18 protein-coding genes and 1 tRNA gene are annotated in these 20,540 nt (G+C 62.0%); 7 read left to right on the top strand and 12 right to left on the bottom strand.

Features of this window, described 5'->3' with window-relative positions; translation table 11 throughout:
* Nucleotides 1–261: 261 nt before the first annotated feature.
* From V8Z65_RS11650 to V8Z65_RS11640, 3 genes are all read right to left on the bottom strand, one after another.
* Nucleotides 262–948: a tellurite resistance TerB family protein gene (locus tag V8Z65_RS11650; RefSeq protein WP_338720175.1), complete on the bottom strand. Its 687-nt coding sequence runs from the start codon at nt 946–948 to the stop codon at nt 262–264.
* Nucleotides 949–1,097: 149 nt separating this feature from the next.
* Nucleotides 1,098–1,502: a hypothetical protein gene (locus V8Z65_RS11645; protein WP_338720173.1), complete on the bottom strand. Its 405-nt coding sequence runs from the start codon at nt 1,500–1,502 to the stop codon at nt 1,098–1,100.
* A 251-nt stretch (nt 1,503–1,753) separates the two neighbouring features.
* Nucleotides 1,754–3,916, bottom strand: coding sequence for an OmpA family protein (locus tag V8Z65_RS11640; RefSeq protein ID WP_338720171.1), 2,163 nt, complete (start codon nt 3,914–3,916; stop codon nt 1,754–1,756).
* A gap of 255 nt (nt 3,917–4,171) precedes the next feature.
* Here V8Z65_RS11640 and V8Z65_RS11635 point away from each other — a divergent pair, with 255 nt between their 5' ends.
* The gene (locus V8Z65_RS11635) at nt 4,172–4,591 is read left to right on the top strand and encodes a secondary thiamine-phosphate synthase enzyme YjbQ (protein ID WP_338720170.1); all 420 of its coding nucleotides are present in this window, start codon (nt 4,172–4,174) and stop codon (nt 4,589–4,591) included.
* 2 nt (nt 4,592–4,593) lie between these two features.
* Nucleotides 4,594–5,424, top strand: a complete 831-nt coding sequence (locus V8Z65_RS11630; protein ID WP_338720169.1) for a sulfite exporter TauE/SafE family protein — start codon at nt 4,594–4,596, stop codon at nt 5,422–5,424.
* 434 nt (nt 5,425–5,858) lie between these two features.
* Here V8Z65_RS11630 and V8Z65_RS11625 read toward each other — a convergent pair whose 3' ends face one another.
* A complete protein-coding gene (locus V8Z65_RS11625; protein ID WP_338720167.1) occupies nt 5,859–6,575 on the bottom strand; it encodes an SIMPL domain-containing protein in 717 nt (238 codons plus the stop codon).
* Nucleotides 6,576–6,766: 191 nt separating this feature from the next.
* Between V8Z65_RS11625 and V8Z65_RS11620 the strand changes: the two genes are divergently transcribed.
* Together V8Z65_RS11620 and V8Z65_RS11615 are read left to right on the top strand one after the other, a co-directional pair.
* A complete protein-coding gene (locus tag V8Z65_RS11620) occupies nt 6,767–7,912 on the top strand; it encodes a fumarylacetoacetate hydrolase family protein (protein WP_338720165.1) in 1,146 nt (381 codons plus the stop codon).
* Nucleotides 7,913–7,957: 45 nt separating this feature from the next.
* Entirely contained in the window at nt 7,958–9,397 is a 1,440-nt protein-coding gene (locus V8Z65_RS11615) for an aldehyde dehydrogenase family protein (protein ID WP_338720163.1), read from the top strand.
* Nucleotides 9,398–9,469: 72 nt separating this feature from the next.
* On the opposite strand, the gene phoB is transcribed toward V8Z65_RS11615, so the two are convergent.
* From phoB to V8Z65_RS11580, 7 genes are all read right to left on the bottom strand, one after another.
* Nucleotides 9,470–10,171: a phosphate regulon transcriptional regulator PhoB gene (gene phoB / locus V8Z65_RS11610; RefSeq protein WP_338720161.1), complete on the bottom strand. Its 702-nt coding sequence runs from the start codon at nt 10,169–10,171 to the stop codon at nt 9,470–9,472.
* A gap of 156 nt (nt 10,172–10,327) precedes the next feature.
* Nucleotides 10,328–11,038, bottom strand: a complete 711-nt coding sequence (phoU, locus tag V8Z65_RS11605; RefSeq protein ID WP_338720159.1) for a phosphate signaling complex protein PhoU — start codon at nt 11,036–11,038, stop codon at nt 10,328–10,330.
* 27 nt (nt 11,039–11,065) lie between these two features.
* The gene (gene pstB, locus V8Z65_RS11600) at nt 11,066–11,848 is read right to left on the bottom strand and encodes a phosphate ABC transporter ATP-binding protein PstB (RefSeq protein ID WP_338724016.1); all 783 of its coding nucleotides are present in this window, start codon (nt 11,846–11,848) and stop codon (nt 11,066–11,068) included.
* A 66-nt stretch (nt 11,849–11,914) separates the two neighbouring features.
* Nucleotides 11,915–13,285 carry a phosphate ABC transporter permease PstA gene (gene pstA, locus V8Z65_RS11595; protein ID WP_338720157.1) on the bottom strand — a complete coding sequence of 457 codons (1,371 nt, stop codon included), beginning with the start codon at nt 13,283–13,285 and terminating at the stop codon, nt 11,915–11,917.
* Nucleotides 13,285–14,667 (bottom strand): phosphate ABC transporter permease subunit PstC, encoded by a 1,383-nt coding sequence (gene pstC / locus V8Z65_RS11590; RefSeq protein ID WP_338720155.1) that lies wholly within the window; start codon nt 14,665–14,667, stop codon nt 13,285–13,287. The genes pstA and pstC overlap by 1 nt, the downstream gene beginning before the upstream one ends.
* A gap of 78 nt (nt 14,668–14,745) precedes the next feature.
* Nucleotides 14,746–15,783, bottom strand: a complete 1,038-nt coding sequence (locus V8Z65_RS11585; protein WP_338720152.1) for a substrate-binding domain-containing protein — start codon at nt 15,781–15,783, stop codon at nt 14,746–14,748.
* Nucleotides 15,784–16,138: 355 nt separating this feature from the next.
* Complete coding sequence (locus V8Z65_RS11580) at nt 16,139–16,894, bottom strand: IclR family transcriptional regulator (protein WP_338720150.1); 756 nt, start codon at nt 16,892–16,894, stop codon at nt 16,139–16,141.
* A gap of 148 nt (nt 16,895–17,042) precedes the next feature.
* Here V8Z65_RS11580 and V8Z65_RS11575 point away from each other — a divergent pair.
* Nucleotides 17,043–17,118: transfer RNA gene (locus V8Z65_RS11575), tRNA-Ile, on the top strand.
* An 85-nt stretch (nt 17,119–17,203) separates the two neighbouring features.
* On the opposite strand, the gene V8Z65_RS11570 is transcribed toward V8Z65_RS11575, so the two are convergent.
* Nucleotides 17,204–18,226, bottom strand: a complete 1,023-nt coding sequence (locus tag V8Z65_RS11570; protein ID WP_338720148.1) for a LacI family DNA-binding transcriptional regulator — start codon at nt 18,224–18,226, stop codon at nt 17,204–17,206.
* A 159-nt stretch (nt 18,227–18,385) separates the two neighbouring features.
* On the opposite strand from V8Z65_RS11570, the gene V8Z65_RS11565 reads away from it, so the two are divergent.
* Nucleotides 18,386–19,342, top strand: coding sequence for a hypothetical protein (locus V8Z65_RS11565; RefSeq protein WP_338720146.1), 957 nt, complete (start codon nt 18,386–18,388; stop codon nt 19,340–19,342).
* Complete coding sequence (locus V8Z65_RS11560; protein WP_338720144.1) at nt 19,339–20,508, top strand: serine hydrolase domain-containing protein; 1,170 nt, start codon at nt 19,339–19,341, stop codon at nt 20,506–20,508. The genes V8Z65_RS11565 and V8Z65_RS11560 overlap by 4 nt, the downstream gene beginning before the upstream one ends.
* Nucleotides 20,509–20,540 lie beyond the last annotated feature (32 nt).

Genomic DNA, 20,540 nt, shown 5'->3' with positions numbered 1-20,540 from the left:
CCATCGCGTCGCGTCGGCAGTGACGGTCCCGAGACAATGGAGCGGAAAATGATACCGTCCACCTACCAGTTTCAGAACATATGTGGGGAGCCGGGCATGCATCCAGGCGTGGTGGCGGAAATCGAGGCGGCGCGGCGCCGGACCCTGCCAGCGCCCCGAACGCACCGTCACATCTGGAGCGCCTGGCTCAGGCGGCTTTTGCGGAACCGGCACCCGCACAACAGGACGGTGTCCCTACCTGCCGAGTAAGTTGCGGCGGCCTCAGACGTTGCTGGTGTCGGGCGTATAGGCCCATGGCGAGGGTGGTGTCGCAGTGGGTGCAGGTGCCTTTTCGCCGGCCTGCCGGTGGATTTCGGTGACCAGGGGCGGGTCGAGCTTGAGCTTGGCCGCAAGGGCTTCGAGATAGGCCTGTTCGGCCGCTGTGTCGGCGCTGATGGCCACCAGCGATGCCGCATAGATTTCGGCGCCATGTTCGGGCGTGTCGGCTCGCGCGACGACGGCATTGATGTCGAGCGGGGCCGACAATTCATCGAAAACCCAGGCTTTTTCTTCGGCCGAAAGCGGCATGGCCTTGAGCTTTTCGAAGATTGCGTCCTTTTCCTCGGCATCGATACGGCCATCGGCCTTGGCGGCGGCGATCATGGCGCGGACCAGCGACTTGCCCAGTTCCTCCTGTCCAGCAGCGTCGGCGGGTGTAGGGATAAACGCATCTTCGCGTGGGGCGGGAGCAGAATTGGCCTGGTCCTGCTGATGGTTCTGCCAGGCCTTATAGGCGAGGCCACCAATTGCGGCCAAAGCGCCGACCTTGACCGCATTGCCAAGGAGCTTGCCCGGTTTTCCGCCCGAAAGCAGCATGCCTGCGGCCAATCCCGCGGCGCCGGTCATGGCCGTGCGCTGGACATTCTTGTCGGTCTGCAGGGTTTTCAGGATCTGGTCGATATTGAACACGGGCGGCTCCCTTGGCGGTTTCGATGCAGATGGGGATTTGCCCGACAATTGGCAACGGGCACGGCTAACTTGTAATGGCAAAAAAAGGACCCCGGTCTTGCGCCGGGGTCCCTTACAGACCTTGAGGGAGGGACAAGGCCTTAAGGAGATCAGGTGCTGGGAGCAGCCGGATCAGCGACCGGAGCGGCCTCGGTTTCGGCCGGGGCGTCAACCGGAGCAGCGGGTTCGGCGGCCGGAGCAGCATCGGTCATCGGGGCTGCATCAGTGACCGGGGCCTCGGTTGCCGGAGCCGGAGCCATTTCAACGGCCGGTGCTTCGGTCATCGGGGCCGGCGCGGTTGCCGGATCGGTCATCGGGGCTTCAGTGGCCGGGACGCCGTTCACGTCGACAGTGGTCGCCGGACCAGAATTGGCCGAGAAGACGAGGTACCCGATGGCCAGCAGGGCCAGAGCAACGATGATGCCGACGAACCAGCCGGTACCATTGCTCTCACGGGTATAGACGGTGCGGTTACCGTCACGGGTGTAAACAGTATCGCGTTCGGGGGTAGCCATCATTTGCTCCTATGTTTCAACGCTGGCTAATAAACGCGGCCTCGAATGGAGAGTTCCCGAGGTTGTGATAGGGCGTGAAAAAATCTCTCTGACGCCATTAAGGCCTTTATTTTCAGTACTTTAGATGGCGATAACTTCGTTCCTGGCCACAGAATCTTTGTGGCTTTTTCAAGATTTCGTCATCGCCGACCGCCGGTGGATATGAAAAGGCCGGGCGCTGAGCCCGGCCTTCTGGTCTGGATTTGCCCGGATCAGCGGGATGCGACCGTGATCAGCGGCGTGATGCGGCGGATGGTGACGCGACGATTTTCACGTTCGGCCGCCTGGGTGCGGATCTTCAGATAGCGCTCGCCGTAACCCTGGGTTGCCAGGTTTTCGGGCGGCACACCATAGAAGTCCGTCAGTACGCGGGCGACGGTCGCTGCACGCAGGTCCGACAGGCGCAGGTTGGAGATATCCGAACCGATGGCATCGGTATGGCCTTCAATCAGGAAGGTTTCGTTCGGATTGCGCTCAAGCAGGGTCAACATGGCATTGGCCACGCCAGAGAGCGCCCGCACCTGATCGCGGCCAATAGTGGCAGCGCCCGTGTCGAAGGTCAGATTGCCCACTTCCAGGCGGCGCACGCTGTCGCGCAGGCGGGCCGAACGCTTCACCTCATCAATGGAATAGAGGCGGGCGACCTGTTCGACCGGCGGCTGGCTGAAGAAGGCCTCCAGCTCATTCTCGTCGGCATAGCGGGCATCGAGCACATATTCGCGCACCGGAATATTGAGACGCAGCGGCGGCAGGTCCGCGGCCGGGTCGCGCCATTCGGCGAGGTCGTCGTAATAACGATCGTCGAAATAGGCCAGCACATATTCGCGGCCATCCGGGGTAATGCGCGAACGGCGCAGGATATCGCCATTGCGGTTGCGGATGGTGACGATCTGGGTGCCATCAGGACGGGTGATTACCTCGCGCACCCGGCCATTGCTCAGGCGTTCATAGTAGATCTCGTCTTGCTGCGGATTGTAGAAGCGATCGGTATCCAGGCCCACGGAGTTGACGATGAGTTGGGTGCCCACCTGCAGTATCAACTGGGTGAACGCGTCACCGGCATCGGTCTGGACCACAGGGGCTTCGACCACGGTGACCGGCGTCTGCTGCGACCCTATTGTGACCGTATTGTTGTCACCGGTCACATTGGTCGTGATGTTGGTGACATAGTTGTTCACGATGGTCTGGTTGACCGTGGTGCTTTCCTCGGCCGTGACCGCTTCGCCTTCCTCAGCAGTCACCGCGGCGAGGGGCTCGGCGGCAAGTGTGCGGGTGGCTTCGGATTGCGCTTCTTCGTCGGTGGCTGGAGGCGGGGCTGCCGGTTCTTCGGCAGGTGCTTCGGCCTGGACTTCGGTCTCACCCTCAATAGCAGCTTCGCCTTCAATTGTGGCCTCGCCTTCGACAGGCTGGGCACTTTCGGACGGCGTTGCTTCCTCGTCCTTGGCGCTATCGAGCACGGGGGCGATCTGTTCTTCGGTCACGCCTTCAGGCAGTTCCTCGACCATTTCGGCCGGCTCGCCTTCGGGGGTGACCTCTTCAACCGGCTGCGGCTGTTCATCGCCCGGCGCGGCAGTGGCAGGCTGTTCTTCGGCCGGCATGGCGTCGTCCTGAGGAAGCGGCGCGAGTTCCAGGCCGAATTCGGTGGTGCAGGCGTTGACGTCATCATAGCCGATGACGCCGCAGATCGCGGTGATTTCGGCCAGGGCGGCGTCTATGCGCGACTGCGCTTCGGCATTGCCCGCGGCCAGATCGGCCACGGCGGTATTATAGGCGTCGACCTGGGCCGCCAGTTGCGCTTCGATGCTGGCTTCGGCCTCGACTTCGGGTTCGACGGCGGGCTGTTCGACAGGCTGTTCCTCGGCGGCGGGAGCGGGCTCCTCGGCGACAGGTTCTTCGGCCATAGGCGCTTGTTCGGCGGCCGGCGCTTCTTGTGCCGGAGCCGGCTCCTCGATGGGCTCTTCGGCAACGGGCTCTTCGGTAACCGGTTCCTCAGCGGCGGGGGATTCTTCCATCGCGGGTTCTTGCGGGGCTGGCGCTTCCTCGATCGCGGGTTCCGGTTCGGGGGCCGGTTCTTCTGCCATAGGCTCTTGGGCCGGTGCTTCTTCTACGACTGCAGGTTCTTCGGCGGCCGGCGCGGCAGCGCCGGCTTCCAAAGCGGCGATGCATTCTTCCAGGTTGGCAAAGCCGCCGACAATGCACAGTTCGGCCAGCGCAGTTTGTGCCTGTTCAAGGGCCGCAGCGTCACCGGACGCCTGAGCATCGAGATAGGCCTGATAGACCGATTGCAGTTCCGCGTCCTGGGCATTGGCCGTGATCGGTGCAAAGGCCATGAGGCCGATGCTGGTTCCGGTAAGGAGCCAGTTCTTGAGGCGCATTGTTCTTATCCTTTGTGTTTGACACACTTCCTGCCGAGCATTGTGGGCCGTTCCTGAACGCGTCATGAACGATACTCCAGGCCCAGATTCCGTCCGACAGTCCCCGCATTCCCCAGAACGCGGGGCAATGCGAAGGGTTCCGCCGTGGGCTTTATTGCCATGGGTATGGGGGATTGCGGCGCGATTGCGGCGAGCTGGACGGATCGGGGCGGCTTTGGCTTTCCTCCACGGCTGGCGGCGTGCTAGGCGGGACATATGCAGCAGGCCATCGAGAGCGCGACAATCGAGACCCGAGGGCAGGGGCTTTACGAGGTCTCCCGGCAATTGCGTGGCTTTGTCTCTGCCACCGGCATCGAGACGGGGCTGGCTACGGCCTATGTGCGGCACACCTCCTGTTCGCTGCTGATCCAGGAAAATGCCGACCCCGATGTGCAGACCGACATGATGGGATTTTTCGCCCGGCTGGTGCCCGAGGGTATGGATTGGCTGATCCATACAATGGAGGGACCGGACGATATGCCGGCCCATATCAAGGCGGCTCTTACGCAGACGTCGATCGGCATTCCGGTCAGCGGCGGGCAGCCGGTCCTGGGCACGTGGCAGGGACTTTATCTCTTTGAACACCGGCGCCGTCCGCATCGGCGCGAGCTGGTGTTCCACATTATTGGGGAATGAACATGGATTGGGGCGCGTTGATCGGCTATTGGCCGTTCATCCTGGGGCTGATGGCGACCGGCGTGATCTCGGGGATCGCGGCAGGTCTATTGGGGATCGGCGGGGGTGCCGTCATCGTGCCGGCCCTCAGCAATGCGCTGCTGCTGATGGGCTATGACGCCGAAGTGGTGCAGCATGTGGCCGTCGGCACGTCCCTCGCCATCATCATTCCCACCGGCATCATGAGTGCGCGGGCCCATCACAAGCGTGGTGCGCTCGATATCAACGTGCTCAGGCTCTGGACACCCTTCATCGTGGTGGGGACCTTTGTGGGCGGGCTGATGGCCGGCTGGTATTCAGGCGATGTCCTACGCATCGTCTTTGCCGTCATGGCCTTTGTCATTGCGGCCAATATCGTTTTTGCGTTCCAGACCCGGCTAATGGGGCATCTCAAGGGATCGAGCCTGACGCACCGCCTCTCGGCGCTGGTGGTGGGCTATGTCTCCTCGCTGATGGGCATTGGCGGTGGATCGCTGACCGTGCCAACCCTGGTGGCCTTTGGCGAAACCATGCACAAGGCCGTGGGGACTTCGGCCGCCATTGGCGTTGCCATCGCTCTTTCGGGCACTGCCGGCTTCCTGATTTCCGGTTGGGGCGTCGAAGGCCTACCGCCGTTGAGCCTTGGTTATATCAACCTTTTGGCGTTGGCTCTGGTGGGTGTGCTGGCAGCGCTTTGCGCGCCCTGGGGCGCGGCCCTGGCGCATCGGATGGACCAGAAGACGCTGAAATATGTGTTTGCCGTGTTCCTGGTGGCCGTGGGGCTGAACATGCTGTGGAAGGTGCTGGCGGGGTAAAGAGCCTGGCACCGAGCATGCCACTCGAGCCGCCACTCGACCTTAGGTCTCGTGGCCTTCTCGCCTCCGATCTCGCCGCCGGCGAGCTTGGCCCTACAGTGCGGCTCGAAGTCTCATGGCCCCTAAATCTCAAATCGCTCCACCGGAGCGATTGGCGGCGCGGCCGCCCTTGCCACTCAGGCGTAGCCTTCGTGGCCTCCTTGTCTCGTCGGGCTCCACCGGAGCCCGTCGTCGGCCTTGCCGACCGACGGCGGAGGGGTTGGTGGGGACGGAGTGACTACGGTGGAACCGTCCCCACCGCCCAAGCCCCCTCAAGGAGGGGATCGGGGAGCTCAAAGGCGGACCGGCCAGCGATCCGCCTATGAAAAAAGTCAACGCGCGATTGGCCGTTCGGGTTTGGCCAAATCATGGCAAATTCGCCGTTTCTGCACCGATTATTCGGCGCTGTTGTCCAAATCCCACGAGACATTGACCGTGATGGCAAAGCTCATTTCGCCCGCTTCCACGGGGACCGGCGCGGCGCTGGCCATCTCGGCCCGGGCGTACATGGGGTAGGGCTGGGGCGAATTAAAGTCCTGCCGCTCGGAAATGGATTCAAGATCGCCCAGTGTTGCATTGGCGACACCGGCATAGAGCTCGGCCTTTTCGCGCGCGTCGGCAAAGGCCTGTTTGCGGGCCTCGTCGAGCAATTCAGAAGGATCGGCGACGGAGAAGCTGACGCCATTGACGGTATTGGCGCCGACGGTCACCGACCTGTCCAGAATGCTGCCCAGTTCCTCTAGATCGCGCACGATCACCGTGACGGAATTGGAGACCTGGTAGCCGTTGATCTTGGGAGGCAGGGAATAGCCCAGATCGTCGCGGGCGTCGGAATAGACATAGTTCGGATTGACCGAGAAGCCCGAGGTCTGGATGTCGCGCGCCTCAATGCCGGCTTCCTTGAGGGCGGCGATCAATTCGGACATGGCGGCGGTATTGGCGTCGAGCGCTTCGCGCGCGCTTGCACCCTGGGTGGTGACGCCGGAATTGATCGTCGCCATGTCAGGAGCGGCACGTACTTCGCCGCGCCCCTCGATGGTGATGGTGCCGGCATAGGCAGGCAATGCAGTGGCAATCAGAGCGAAAGGAACAAGGACGCTAAAGGCACGCATGGAAAACTCCTTCAATCTATGCAGGGCAGAGATGTCTCGGCCCAATGCGTCAGTATTGCGGCGCAGATGAACCGGAGTTGAACGGAACATTCCGTGGCAGCCTTGTCAAAAAGTATGACTTAAGCGCTTCTGCACTTGCCCCCGGACGACAGCTTGGGCTAGTCACGTGGCTGACAAGCCAGGGGGCAAGAATGAGCGTGAACGACATTCCCGGCGGTATCCTTCTGGGCCGGGCCCGGATCGAAGGATTTGACCACCCTCGGATCGTGACGGTGCGCGACGGGCAATTGGTCGACATTACCGCGCGAGGCATGGCCACGGTGCGCGATATTGCCGAGAGCGGCCGTGCTGCCGAGCACGTCAAGACGGCCCCCGGAAGGGCCGTGGGCGATATCGAGACGGTCATGGCCAATGCGGCAGCGGGCAAGGCTGATATGCCGCAGCTGCTCTGCCCCGTCGATCTGCAGGCGCTCAAGGCGTCGGGCGTGACTTTCGTTGTTTCCCTGCTCGAGCGGGTGATCGAGGAGCAGGCCCGCGGCGATAATTCGCGCGCCGATGTGCTTCGCAGTGAAATTCTCGACCTGATCGGCACCGATCTGAGCCAGCTTGTGCCGGGCTCCGAGGCGGCCGTGAAGGTGAAAGCGGCGCTGATCGAGAAGGGTGTGTGGAGCCAGTATCTGGAAGTGGGTATCGGGCCAGACGCTGAAATCTTCACCAAGGGTCAGCCGATGAGCGCAGTAGGCCATGGCGCCGAGGTCGGCCTGCATCCCATTTCGAACTGGAATAATCCCGAGCCAGAAGTGGCATTGGTCGTCACCAGCGCGGGCGAGATTATTGGCGCCACGCTGGGCAATGACGTCAATCTGCGCGATGTGGAAGGCCGCTCGGCGCTGCTGCTGGGCAAGGCCAAGGACAATAATGCCTCCGCTTCGCTGGGGCCGTTCGTGCGGCTGTTTGACGGCGATTTCACGCTCGAGACGATCAAGCAGGCAGAGATCGCCCTGCGTGTTGAGGGAACCGATGGTTTCGTGCTCGAAGGCCAGTCGAATATGGCGCAGATTTCGCGAACGCCGGAATCGCTGGTGGCGGCGACCGTCGGCGCACATCATCAATATCCGGACGGGCTGGTGCTTTATCTGGGCACCATGTTTGCTCCGGTGAAGGATCGTGACGGCGCCGGCAAGGGTTTTACCCACAAGCTGGGTGATGTCGTCTCCATTTCGACACCGAGCCTTGGTACCCTCACCAATCGGGTCAATCTCTCCACCAAATGTCCGCCCTGGACCTATGGCACCAGCCATTTGCTGCGCGACCTCGCGCGCGCCAATCTTCTCTAATTCCGCGCTTCATCCTCCAGAGCGCATCAAACGAAAGGCCTCACCATGAGCGAATTGCACAAGAACCTGATCGATGGCGAGTGGGTCGGCTCGGATGGGGTCGAGAACATCAACCCGTCCAATCTCAAGGAAGTGGTGGGCGTCTATGCCCGCGCCACGGTTGAGGAAACCAAGCAGGCCATCGCCGCCGCCAAGGCAGCTTTCCCGGCCTGGTCGCGTTCGGGCATTCTCGAACGCCACGCGATCCTGAGAAAGACGGCCGACGAAATCACTGCCCGCAAGCAGGAATTGGGCGAGCTTCTGAGCCGCGAAGAAGGCAAGACCCTGCCCGAAGGCATTGGCGAGGTCACCCGCGCCGCGCAGATCTTTGACTTTTTCGCTGGTGAAGTGCTGCGCCTTTCCGGTGAAGTGCTGCCCTCGGTGCGTCCGGGCGTCGGCGTGGAAATCACCCGCGAGCCTATTGGCGTTGTCGGCATTATCACGCCGTGGAACTTCCCGATTGCTATTCCGGCCTGGAAGATGGCTCCGGCCTTGGCCTATGGCAACACTGTGGTCATCAAGCCGGCAGACCTGGTGCCGGGCTCGACCTGGGCAATCGTGGATATTCTGGTTCGCGCCGGCCTGCCCAAGGGCGTGGTTAATCTGGTCATGGGCAAGGGTTCGGTCGTTGGCCAGACCATGCTGGACAGCAAGGATGTCAATGCCATCAGCTTTACCGGCTCGGTCGGCACCGGCAAGCGCGTCGCGGCGGCCTCAATCGAGCATGGCCGCAAGTTCCAGCTCGAAATGGGCGGCAAGAACCCGACGATCGTGCTCGACGATGCCGATCTCAAGGTTGCCGTGGAAACGGTGGCGCAATCGGCCTTCTTCTCGACCGGGCAGCGCTGCACCGCCTCGAGCCGCGTGATCGTGACCGAGGGTATTCACGACAAGTTCGTCGATGCCCTGTGCGAGCGCACCAAGAACCTGCGGGTGGGCGATGCGCTTAGCAAGGATACCGAGATCGGACCCGTGGTCGATCCGAGCCAGCTCAAGCAGGACATGGACTATATCGAGATCGGCCGCAATGAAGGCGCTGAACTGCGCGCTGGCGGCAACCGCGTCAATGCGCCGACCGAGGGTCACTTCCTGCAGCCGGCCCTGTTCGTGGGCGCCACCAACCAGATGCGTATCTCCCGCGAGGAAATTTTCGGGCCGGTGGCTGCTGTCATTAAGGTCAAGGATTATGAGGAAGCCCTCGCCACGGCCAATGACACCGAATTCGGCTTGTCGGCTGGCATCGTCACGACCTCGCTGAAATATGCCACGCACTTCAAGCGCAATGCCGAGGCCGGCATGGTGATGGTCAATGTGCCGACCGCCGGCGTCGACTTCCACGTGCCGTTTGGCGGCCGCAAGGGCTCGTCTTATGGTCCGCGGGAGCAGGGCAAGTATGCTGCCGAATTCTTTACGGTGGTCAAGACGGCTTACACTGCTGCCGGCTGACCGGAAGCGGGTGCTGGATAGTGGAACGGGGCCCTGGTGGCCCCGTTTTTCGTTTCCAGGCGGTGATCAGGTTCAGGCGTTGGCGGCGAACCGCTCGTCAAAGGCATAGCCGGCGCCACGCACGGTGCGGATGGGATCAGCTTCACGGCCGCGATTGATGGCGCGGCGGAGGCGGCCGATATGGACGTCGACGGTGCGCTCATCGACATAGACATCATTGCCCCAGACGCCGTCGAGAAGCTGCTCGCGCGAATAGACGCGACCGGGATGGCGCATGAGATATTCGAGCAAGCGGTATTCGGTGGGGCCGAGATGGACGTCGCGATTGGCGCGGCGCACGCGATGGGTGGTGCGGTCCAGTTCGAGATCGCCGACCTTGAGGGCCGTGGTGACCAGATTGGGATTGGCGCGGCGCAATAGCGCGTGAATACGGGCAACCAGTTCGGGTACCGAGAAGGGCTTGACGACATAGTCGTCGGCGCCGGTCGAGAGGCCGCGGACGCGTTCCTCCTCTTCGCCGCGGGCGGTGAGCATGATGATCGGGACGCGCGAGGTTTCCTCGCGAGCCCGCAGACGGCGGCAAAGTTCGATGCCGGAGATTTCGGGCAGCATCCAGTCGAGCAGGATCAGGTCCGGGAGCTTTTCGGCGATGGCTTGCTGGGCCTCGTCGCCACTTTCGGCCGTGACGACCCGGAATCCCTCGGCTTCCAGGTTATAGCGCAGCAGGATGGCGATATCGCCTTCGTCTTCGACAACAAGAATCGTCGCGGGCATATGGATGTGCTCCGTCGGTCGGCTGCCCGTGGCAGGAGCCGGGCGTTGAATTATGGTGGTGGTCATCCCACCTTCGCGCCACTCGACCGTAGGTCTCATGGCCGTCTCGGCTTGAAAGGCTCCACCGGAGCCTTTCATCTGCTGCGCAGCACGCCTCTAAGCCTTGATCTGCTGGCGTTGCAGTTCCTGGACGTCGCTGGTGAGCTGTTTGCCGGTGGCCAGATAATAGGCGCGCTCGGCGATATTGGTGGCATGGTCGCCCACGCGCTCCAGGCTTTTCGCGCAGAACAGAAGATGGGTGCAGGTGGTGATGTTGCGCGGATCCTCCAGCATATAGGTCAGGAGTTCGCGGAAAAGCGAGGTATACATGGCGTCCACCTCGTCGTCGCGGTTGCATACGTCCACCGATGCGGCCGCTTCGCGATTGCCGTAGGCGTCGAGCGCGTCCTTGACCTGGCGCATGACCAGGGCGGTCATGTTTTTGACGCCATTATAGAAGGTCGGCTGCAGGTTGAGGCCTTCGAGCTTGAGCGAGCGGCGGGCAAGCTGCTTGGCCATGTCGCCAATGCGTTCCAGATCGCTGGCGACGTGGATCGATGTGACAATGGCGCGCAGGTCGCTGGCCATAGGCTGACGACGGGCGATCATGGAGACGGCCATCTCGTCGATATGGCGCTGCATGTCGTCGATGCGCTGGTCGGCGATGATGGTCAGGTCGGCCAATTCGCGGTCGAGCTTGAGCAGAGAGCGGGTGCCATTTTCGATGGCGACCTCGACCTGACCGCCCATTTCGGCAATGGCCTGCGCCAGGGAAAGCAGCTCTTCATTATAGGCGGTGACGATGTGGTCGGTGCCGGTATTGGGCATTTGCTACGTCCTTTTATGGCTCGCCGGTCAGCCGATACGGCCCATGATGTAGTCCTGGGTCTGCTTGTTCACCGGATTGGTGAAAATGTCCTCGGTATCACCATGTTCAATCAGATTGCCCAAGTGGAAGAAGGCGGTCTTCTGGCTCACACGGGCCGCCTGCTGCATGGAGTGGGTGACGATGACGATGGTGTAGTTTTCGCGCAATTCGTCGATCAGCTCTTCGATGATCGCGGTGGCAATGGGGTCCAGGGCCGAGCAGGGCTCATCCATCAGAATGACTTCGGGGCCGACGGCAATGGCGCGCGCGATGCAGAGGCGTTGCTGCTGGCCGCCCGAAAGACCGGTGCCGGGCTCATTGAGGCGATCCTTGACCTCCTCGAAAAGGCCCGCCTTGCGCAGCGAGGAAATGACGATCTCGTCCAGATCGGCCTTGTTGCGGGCCAGCCCATGAATGCGGGGGCCATAGGCGACATTGTCATAGATGGATTTGGGAAAGGGATTGGGCTTCTGGAAGACCATGCCGACGCGGGCACGCAACTCGACCACATCGAGCTTGGGATCATAGATGTCTTCGCCATCGAGTTCGATGCGACCGCCAACCCTGGCCCCTTCGATGGTATCGTTCATGCGGTTGATGCAGCGCAGGAAGGTCGACTTGCCGCAGCCCGAGGGGCCGATAAAGGCGGTGACGGCGCGGTCGGGAATGTCGATAGAGATGCCGTGCAGAGCCTGCTTGGCTCCATAATGCACGGTCACGTCGCGGGCAGTAAGACGGATCGGATGGTCCATCAATTCAGCGGGATTCATTGTCTGATCCAATGTCTTTTGGGTCACTTTAACCTGGCCGGCGAGCACGTCCATTTCGGTGTCTCCTTAAGCGCGCTTTTCGAGGCGGGACCGCAGGAAGATGGCGATCGCATTGAGGGTGATCATGAGCGCCAGCAGCACCATGATGGCAGCCGAAGTCCGCGCCTCAAAGAAGTTTCGGTTTTCATTGCCCTGCCAGAGATAGATCTGGACGGGCAGAGCGGTTGCCTGGTCCATGGGCGTTGCCGGGACGGCGGCCACAAAGGCGTTCATGCCGATCAGCAGGAGCGGGGCGGTTTCGCCCAGGGCCTGCGCGACGCCGATAATGGTGGCGGTCAGGATGGAGGGGAATGTCACCGGCAGCACGTGGTGGAACACCATCTGCGTCTTTGATGCGCCCATGCCCAGCGCGGCCTGGCGCAGGGAGGGCGGTACACCCTTGAGTGCGGCGCGGGTGGCAATGATGATGGTGGGCAGGGTCATCAGCGTCAGCACCAGACCGCCGACGAAGGGCGCGGACAGGGGCAGGTGCAGGACATTGATGAAGACCGCGGCGCCGAGCAGGCCGAAGACAATGGAAGGCACCGCCGCCAGATTGTTGATATTGACCTCGATGAGATCGGTCAGGTGGGTCTTGGGGGCAAATTCTTCGAGGTAAATGGCGCTGGCCACCCCGATCGGCACGGCCAGGACGATGACCACCAGCATCATATAGACTGAGCCCATGAACGCACCGGCCAGGCCTGCGGCCGCAGGCGCAGCGCGGCTGTCGACATTGAAGAACAGGGTCCAGGCGAAGTCGCGGGTGATGGTGCCGTTCTGGGCAAAAATATCGGCCAGTTCGCGAGCTGGAGCCGACAATTGCTGCTGGCCATCGCCCAGCGAGCGGTCGATGGTGCCCTTGAGCCAATTGTCGACATTGGCCGATGCGAGAAGGGTGACCGGGACGGTCTGACCCAGCAGGCCGGGATCACGCACGAATTGTTCGCGCAAAGTGTGACGTTCGCTGGTTTCGGGGATGGACAGGGCCTGGCGGCTGTCGATCTCAAATCCCTCCGGCGCGGCGCGGCGGATAGCGTCTTCGACGATACGGTTCCAGTTCACCAGGGCCAGGTCGCGTTGCCATTTGAGGCTGGCTGCGTGGTAGTCAGCATCGGACTGGCCGGCCTGGTGCTCGGGGGCAGGGCCCACATCGATAACGGCCGGGTCGAAGAAGACCTCCATATGCAGCTTGGACTGCTGGAAGGAGGGCAGACCCTTGGAAATGATCGTGGTGAACAGGATCGCCACGAAGCCCAGAGCAAGCACCACGGCGGCAATGCCGATGCCCCGGAAGATGGCTTCGCCGCGATGGCGGCGGCCCAACCCGGCCCGCACACGTTCTTTGGTTGCAGCGCCCGGGCTGGTCTGGCCCGATGTCAGAGTGGTGTCGGACATTATTCGTACTGCTCCCGGAAGCGACGGACGATGTAGAGGGCAACAATGTTGAGCACGAGCGTCATGGCGAAGAGTGTCAGGCCAAGGGCAAATGCGACCAGCGATTGTGGTCCGGCAAAATCGGTGTCGCCGGTCAATTGGTTGACGATGGAGACGGTGACCGTGGAGGTCGGCTCGAAAGGATTGGCGCGCAGGATGGGCGCATTGCCGGCGGCCAGCACGACGATCATGGTTTCGCCGATGGCCCGGCTGACGGCCAGCAGGAAGGCACCGACAATGCCGGGCAGGGCCGCGGGGATCAGTACATTGCGGATGGTTTCAGACTGCGTAGCGCCAAGACCATAGGCGCCGTCGCGCATGGCGCGCGGAACCTGGTTCAGAATGTCGTCGCTGAGCGAGGAGATGAAGGGAATAATCATTACGCCCATAACCACACCGGCCGTCAGCGCGCTGGTGGCGCGAATGTCGATGCCGATGGCATCACCGAAACCGGCAAGGAAGGGGCCGACCGTGACCAGGGCGAAAAAGCCATAGACGATGGTCGGGATGCCGGCGAGAATTTCGATGACCGGCTTGACCAAGCCGCGAATGCGGGCCGGCGCATATTGGTTGAGCCAGATGGCCGACATCAACCCGACCGGCAGAGCGACCAGCATGGCAATGGCGCTGACCATGATGGTGCCCCAGAGCAGCGGCAGGATGCCGTAGCCGCCCGAGGCAGCATTGCTGGTAGTCGAGAAGCCAGGTTGCCAGACAGTGCCGAAGAAGAAGTCCAGCGGATTGACGAAGCTGAAGAAGCGCAGCGCCTCGGTGAGCAGGGACACAACGATGCCCACCGTGGTCAGGATGGCCACGGCCGAGCAAGCCAGAAGCAGGATGCCAACCACCCGCTCGACCTGATTGCGGGCGCGCAGCCTCGGGGTGATGCGTGACCGGGCGATCAGCAGGCCGGCAATGCCCAGACCGGCTGCGGCCAGAACGACCAGCAGCGTGGCCATCAGGTTGAACTGGCTCAGAGCGTCACCGGCATCCTGTTCATAGGGAGCCAGTTCGCCGGCGACGCCGAAGCCCGAGGCAATCGAGCGAACGCGCTGAATGGCTGTTTCAAGCGCGGGGCCGGTCTGGCTGGTCATATCGGCGGGCAGCAGGCCCATAATGTATGAGCGGCTGATGGCCTCACCGAACAGGCCCCAGACGACCAGCACGGCAATGGCGGGGACCAGGGTCCAGATCGCGAGGCGCGCACCATGATATTGCGGGCGGGAATGGGCGCGCGTGGCGGTGGCGCTGCCAGAGGCAAAGGCCTTGGCCTTGGACCAACCCAAAGAGTAGCTCAGGCTGAGAAGGACGAGCAGCAGGGCTGCAATGATCCACGCGTTCACGTCACTGAACTCCTGTCTGGAGTGGCAAGCAATAAAGGGCGTGGGAGGCGCCAGGCGCCTCCCGGAACTTGTCGATCTTTAGAGATCGGCCGCGGTCAGCGAGACGCCGTTCTCGAAGTTCGAGATGACTTCGGCGGTCTTTTCGGCCGGCTGCGGGATCATGCCAGCAGCTTCCAGGATGCCGCCATTGCCGGCAATGGCATCGGACATGAAGAACTGGACATAGTCTTCAATGCCGGGAACGACGCCGATATGTTCGCCCTTGACGTAGAAGAACAGCGGACGCGAAACCGGATACTCACCGGCAGCAACGGTTTCCAGCGAGGGCGTGACGCCTTCGACGGTGGCAACCTTGAGAGTGTCGCGGTTCTGTTCGTAGAAGGAGAGGCCAAACACGCCGATGGTGTCCGGATTGGCCGAGAGGCGAGCCAGGGTCTCGGTGTAATCACCGGCGATTTCGACCACCACGTCCTGGCGGAAGGTCAGGCAGGCTGTTTCCATCGCGTCTTCGTCCATCTCGGGCAGCTCAGCGGCTTCGCAGCCTTCCAGCACAACCTTTTCCTCGAAGACTTCGCGGGTGCCGTGGTTGGAAGCGGGGATGGCCAGGGCAATGGCCTGATCGGGCAGCGAAGCGTCGATTTCGGACCAATTGGTGTAGGGGTTGTCGACCATTTCACCATCGACCGGAACCTGAGCGGCAATGGCCTTGTAGACGTGGATGGGCTCGAGAGCGAAGTCACCCTTGTCAGCAGCGGCCGCAAAGACGATGCCGTCGTAGCCGATCTGGATTTCGCGGATGTCGTTCACGCCAGCGGCGTTACAGGCTTCGATTTCGCTGGCCTTGATGCGACGCGAAGCATTGGCGATATCAATGGTGTTTTCGCCGACGCCTTCACAGAACTGGCGCAGGCCGCCCGAAGAGCCGCCCGAACCGACGACGGGGGTGTTGAATTCGGGGTAAGCGGCGCCAAATTCTTCGGCAACGATAGACGCGAAGGGAAGCACGGTGGAGGAGCCGGCGATCTGGATGGTGTCGCGCGACTGGGCGTAGGCAGCGGTGGTGCCGAACGCGGCAAGAGCGATAACGGCGGCACTGGCGTAGAGTGCGGTCTTCATGGAATGTCCCTTCCGGAATTCATTTGCAAGCCTGGCCAGCCATTCACGGGCGGCCCTCAGACGCGGCAGACCATAGGAGCGCCTGGCGACAGTTTTATTTCAGTTGGTTGACTGATTTGTGACAGTCTAATGTGTTGTAAATAAAGTGGTTAATTTACGGGCCTGACCATATTTGGGCAAAGATGACAGGGCCCTGAGTGACGATTGTCACAGTGGCCCCAAGGGACTCTGTCGCGCGGCGCGAAGCCGACCGTAGCGAGCCCGTATGACAGTTGTCGGACAGTGGCAGGATTGCCCGGGGAGCCATGCGGGAGGTCCGTGACGTTGCCTTGGCGCGGACGAAAGGGTGCGCTTCCTAGCGCAGGAGCGGCCGGACCTCGGCCTGAACCTTGCGCATCAATGGCAGGAAGTGCGCGATCATGCGCGAGGTCGGCGCGCGCGCCGTATGTGCGCCAATATTGATGGCCGCGACGACCTGACCTGCGGCGTTGAAGAGCGGCACTGCAATTGAGCACAGGCCCAATTCGAGTTCCTGGTCGATGACGGCAAAGCCTTGCGCGGCCACTACGGCCAACTCGGTGGTTATGGTTGCCTTGTCGGCCTTGGTGCGCGCGGTATAGGCCACAATCTCTGAGCGATCGAGAATCGCCTGGGCCTCATCCGGCGGCAGGGCGGCGAGCAGGGTACGGCCCATCGAGGTGCAATAGGCAGGCAGGCGCGCGCCGGCGCCCAGATTGATCGACATGACCCTACGGGTCGAGGCCCGGGCGACGTAAAGAATGTCGGTGCCTTCGAGCACCGCCGCCGAGGTGCTTTCGCCGGTGGCGCGCGAGAGGTCTTCCAGGAAGGGTTGGATCAATCGCGGCAGGGGCGTGGCTGCGAGGTAGGAATGTCCCAGATTGAGCACGCGTGGCGTTAACTGAAAAAACTTGCCGTCATAGGTGGCGTAGCCCAGATGCACGAGCGTCAGCAGGCATCGGCGCGCGGTGGCGCGTTCGAGGCCGGTGCGTTGCGACACGTCGGTGATCGACATACGGTCGTGGTCTTCATCGAAACATTCGATGACCGAGAGGCCGCGAATGAGACCGTGTATGATGTCGCCGTCCCGCATGGGCGCTTTCCGGATATTGTTCGGTTGGCGCACAAGCTACTCAAATCCACCTGGCCGGGGAAGTGGGCGGATCACGCCGCGACGCCGTTTCCCGGCCCGGTATAAACAGGGTTTGACAGTGGCCACGACCCTGATATGACGCGGCAGGGGGCCTATAGCTCAATGGTTAGAGCCGACCGCTCATAACGGTCTGGTTCCAGGTTCGAGTCCTGGTGGGCCCACCATTCTCCGCTTTTCTTGCCTGGTGCAGATATTGCCGATCTTGTCGGCGGTTGCGTGTGCGCCTGAAGGCCTGCGCGGGAGGCGGGGCTAAAGGGTGCGGGGCAGGGAGCCGCGCATGATCGTTGGCATTTCCAGCAGGTGTGGCTGTGTTGTCTCGGCGGCGCCGAGCAGCAATTCCACCGCGCGGCGTCCCATTTGCTCATGCGGGAGGCCGATGGTGGTCAGGCCCGGGCGCAGATAGGAGGCGATCTCGTCATTGTCGAAAGACACAAGCGCGACATCTTCAGGAATTCTGAGGCCAGCTTCGGCCAAGGCCTGATAGGCACCGAAGGCCAAGCGATCGTTCAGGCACAAAAGCGCGCGGGGGCGCTGCGATTTGATCTGTTTTCGCGTTAGTTCATAGCCGAAATTCGGCTCCCAGTTCCAGCAGCTCAGTTCGGCCAGGAAAGCCAGTCCGGCATCGGCCATGGCATCCCTGATGCCCTCGAAGCGGCGGGATATGGTTTCCGAGCGGAACAGGCCTTCCTCCTGTTTGGCATTGTGGCCAAGCAGGACAATGCCCTCGGCAATGTCCGCGTCTTGCAGCAATTGCACCGCCATGCGGCCGCCTTGATATTCGTCCGGCAGCACCGATACGGGGAACCGGGCGCTGGTCCCGTTGAGCATGACGACGGGAACGGTGATGGAAATGTCCGGCACGAACACCTCGCGGGCGCGCATTGCGGCAAAGATCAGGCCATCGACCTGCCGGTCAATGGCGGCCTCCACGGCCTGGATTTCCCGCGCCGGCTCGCCCCCCGTCTCAAGCAGGAGCATGACGTGCTTGGCATCCTCGGCGGCGGCGAGGGCGCCTCTGATCAGGCCGCTGGCAAAGCGGGTGGTGGCCACATAATCGGAGATGAAGGCGATGGAACGCGATTTGTCCGTACGCAGCGCCCTGGCTGCCACATTGGGCCTGTAGCCCAGGCTGGCAGCGGCATCGTGAACCTTCTTGTGAGCTTCGGGGGAGAGGCGTGTATCGGGTCTACCGGTCAGGATCATTGACGCCGCCGTCGTCGACAAGCCTGCCAGGCGGGCGACATCGGCCAATGTTACGCGCTTCTTTCCCAAGGGCCTCAAGTCCTCCCACGACCGCCGGGTCGTTGATGGACTGGATATCCATGCGACTCCCGCTTGACAAGATTGGTCGATCATAGCATGTGCTAAATGGTTTTAGCAAAGCAGCAATTGCTGCGCGTTTCATGAAGACCTCGGAAAGGGGCTTGAGGAGTGGCATTCCATCTGCCGGATCATTGGGTGTGGGACTTCTGGTTCGCCGACGATGGCGAACAGCACCACATGTTCTATCTTCACGCGCCCAAATCGCTTGGCGACCCCAATCTGCGTCACCGCAATGCGCGTATTGGCCATGCCACTTCGCGCGATATGCGGAATTGGACCGACCATGGCCAGATTTTCGATGCCGGTACACCGGGGAGCTTTGATGGTTCCGCGACCTGGACCGGCAGTGTGGTGCACGGCCCGGATGGGCTTTGGCGCATGTTCTATACCGGCTCGCGCTTTCTCTCCCCCGACAGTTTCGCAAATATTGAAACCGTCGGCATGGCTACCTCAGAGGATCTGTTCACCTGGAAAAAGCATCCCGTGCCGGTCTGCGTGGCCGATGGGGACCTTTATGAAACGCTGGGGACGTCGTCCTGGCCGGAAGAGGCCTGGCGCGATCCATGGGTATTCTGGCGCCAGGCGGACCAACTCTGGCATATGTTGATTACGGCGCGCGCCAAGGACGGCGCTGAGCCGGATCGTGGCGTGATGGCTCATGCCACTTCGCCTGATCTTGCGAATTGGACCGTGCAGCCTGCCCTCAGCGCGCCGGGATGCGGTTTTGCCCATCTCGAAGTGTTCCAGATCGTGCAGGTCGAGGGGCAGAACCACATAGTTTTCTGCTGCGACGGGGCAAAGCTTTGTGGCGATCGGGCAGGGGGCATTGGCGGGGTTTGGAGCCAGCCAATTGGCGATATGCCTAGCATCGTCGATTTCCGCGCGGCGCGCCTGCTGGTTGATGAGAAACTCTATGCCGGGCGCATTGCCATGGATCGCCAAGGCAAGCCTTGGCTTCTGGCGTTCAACAATGTCAGCGCTGACGGCGATTTTATCGGTGGCATCTGCGATCCGCTGGCCATTTCGACCAGTTCTGATGGCTATTTGCAGGTGGATCCGTCATGACCATCCATGTGCACGGCTCGGTTGAGCCAGCGTTTGAATCGGTGGCCGGAGCCTTTGCCAAGGCCTTCGATGGGCGGCCGACCATGGGCGGCGCCCTACATGTGATGATAGGCGGGCAAAGCGTCGTCGATCTCTGGGCGGGTATTGCCGATGAGAGAACGGGACGGACCTGGACGCAGGATACGCCGTCTGTCATTTTTTCCTGCACCAAGGGTTTGATGTCGATCCTGGTCGCCCGTCTGGTTGAGCAGGGGCGGCTGGATTACGCGGCGCCCGTGGCACGTTACTGGCCCGAATTTGCCGTTGCAGGTAAAGGTGATGTCACGGTCGGTCAGACCCTTGCGCATCAGGCTGGACTTTCGGCTCCGCGTGAGACGCTGACGGAAAGCGATATCGTCGATTGGGGCCGCGTCGTCGCCATTCTGGCCGCGCAGGAACCGCTTTGGCCGCCCGGTAAGGGCTATGCCTATCACGCATTGACCCATGGCTGGCTTACCGGGGAACTGGTGCGCAGGGTTACCGGCATGTCCGCCGGCACCTATTTCCGCGAGGTCATAACAGAGCCGCTCAAGGCCGATGCATGGATCGGACTGCCCGATGAACTTGCCGACCGGCCGGCGCATTTGCAGGTCAGCGCACCTTTGAGCGCCTTGTGGGCCGACGAAGCCAGCAAGCCGGCGCCGAACTGGCCCTGTCGGGCCATGACGCTGGGCGATGCTCTGCCAGCCGATCTGGTCACGGATGATGGTGGTTTTAACCGACAGCGTATCCGCGCCGCAGAAATTCCGGGGGCTGGTGGCATTGCTACGGCCAAGGCCCTTGCCACCATCTGGTCGGCCACGGTGGTCGAGACCAATGGTGTGCGCCTTGTCGACGATGCGGTAATCGCCCAGGCCACCCAAACGCAGAGCGAGGGTGTGTCGGTGTTTGGCGGCGACCCACCCTATTCCCGCTGGGGCTACGGTTTCCAGCTTGACTCCGAAGCGCGGCGCTATCTTGGCGAGAGTTGTTTCGGACATGATGGCGCCGGGGGGCAGGTTGGCTTTGCCGACCCCCAGCGCCAGATCGGTTTCGGCTTTGTCACCAATTGGATGATGGGGCCGGAAGACCAGCGCGCGACCGGGATCATCTCGGCCTTGCGTGAGGTCGTTTCTTCGCCGCGCTGAGCATAAAGGGCATATTGACACCGCTTTGTGCA

It is taken from the genome of Devosia sp. XK-2, from assembly GCF_037113415.1.
In the GTDB taxonomy this organism is placed as follows: domain Bacteria; phylum Pseudomonadota; class Alphaproteobacteria; order Rhizobiales; family Devosiaceae; genus Devosia.
This window is presented reverse-complemented; position numbering and strand designations above follow the sequence as displayed.

Excerpts from the sequence above, each read along its gene's own strand:
- phoB (WP_338720161.1), bottom strand. The coding sequence starts at position 10,171 with ATGCCCGCGACGATTCTTGTTGTCGAAGACGAAGGCGATATCGCCATC.
- pstA (WP_338720157.1), bottom strand. The coding sequence starts at position 13,285 with ATGTCCGACACCACTCTGACATCGGGCCAGACCAGCCCGGGCGCTGCA.
- V8Z65_RS11645 (WP_338720173.1), bottom strand. The coding sequence starts at position 1,502 with ATGGCTACCCCCGAACGCGATACTGTTTACACCCGTGACGGTAACCGC.
- V8Z65_RS11640 (WP_338720171.1), bottom strand. The coding sequence starts at position 3,916 with ATGCGCCTCAAGAACTGGCTCCTTACCGGAACCAGCATCGGCCTCATG.
- V8Z65_RS11580 (WP_338720150.1), bottom strand. The coding sequence starts at position 16,894 with ATGCGGGACGGCGACATCATACACGGTCTCATTCGCGGCCTCTCGGTC.
- V8Z65_RS11585 (WP_338720152.1), bottom strand. The coding sequence starts at position 15,783 with ATGAAGACCGCACTCTACGCCAGTGCCGCCGTTATCGCTCTTGCCGCG.
- V8Z65_RS11620 (WP_338720165.1), top strand. The coding sequence starts at position 6,767 with ATGAGCGTGAACGACATTCCCGGCGGTATCCTTCTGGGCCGGGCCCGG.
- V8Z65_RS11560 (WP_338720144.1), top strand. The coding sequence starts at position 19,339 with ATGACCATCCATGTGCACGGCTCGGTTGAGCCAGCGTTTGAATCGGTG.
- V8Z65_RS11615 (WP_338720163.1), top strand. The coding sequence starts at position 7,958 with ATGAGCGAATTGCACAAGAACCTGATCGATGGCGAGTGGGTCGGCTCG.
- V8Z65_RS11635 (WP_338720170.1), top strand. The coding sequence starts at position 4,172 with ATGCAGCAGGCCATCGAGAGCGCGACAATCGAGACCCGAGGGCAGGGG.
- pstB (WP_338724016.1), bottom strand. The coding sequence starts at position 11,848 with ATGAATCCCGCTGAATTGATGGACCATCCGATCCGTCTTACTGCCCGC.
- V8Z65_RS11630 (WP_338720169.1), top strand. The coding sequence starts at position 4,594 with ATGGATTGGGGCGCGTTGATCGGCTATTGGCCGTTCATCCTGGGGCTG.
- V8Z65_RS11625 (WP_338720167.1), bottom strand. The coding sequence starts at position 6,575 with ATGCGTGCCTTTAGCGTCCTTGTTCCTTTCGCTCTGATTGCCACTGCA.
- phoU (WP_338720159.1), bottom strand. The coding sequence starts at position 11,038 with ATGCCCAATACCGGCACCGACCACATCGTCACCGCCTATAATGAAGAG.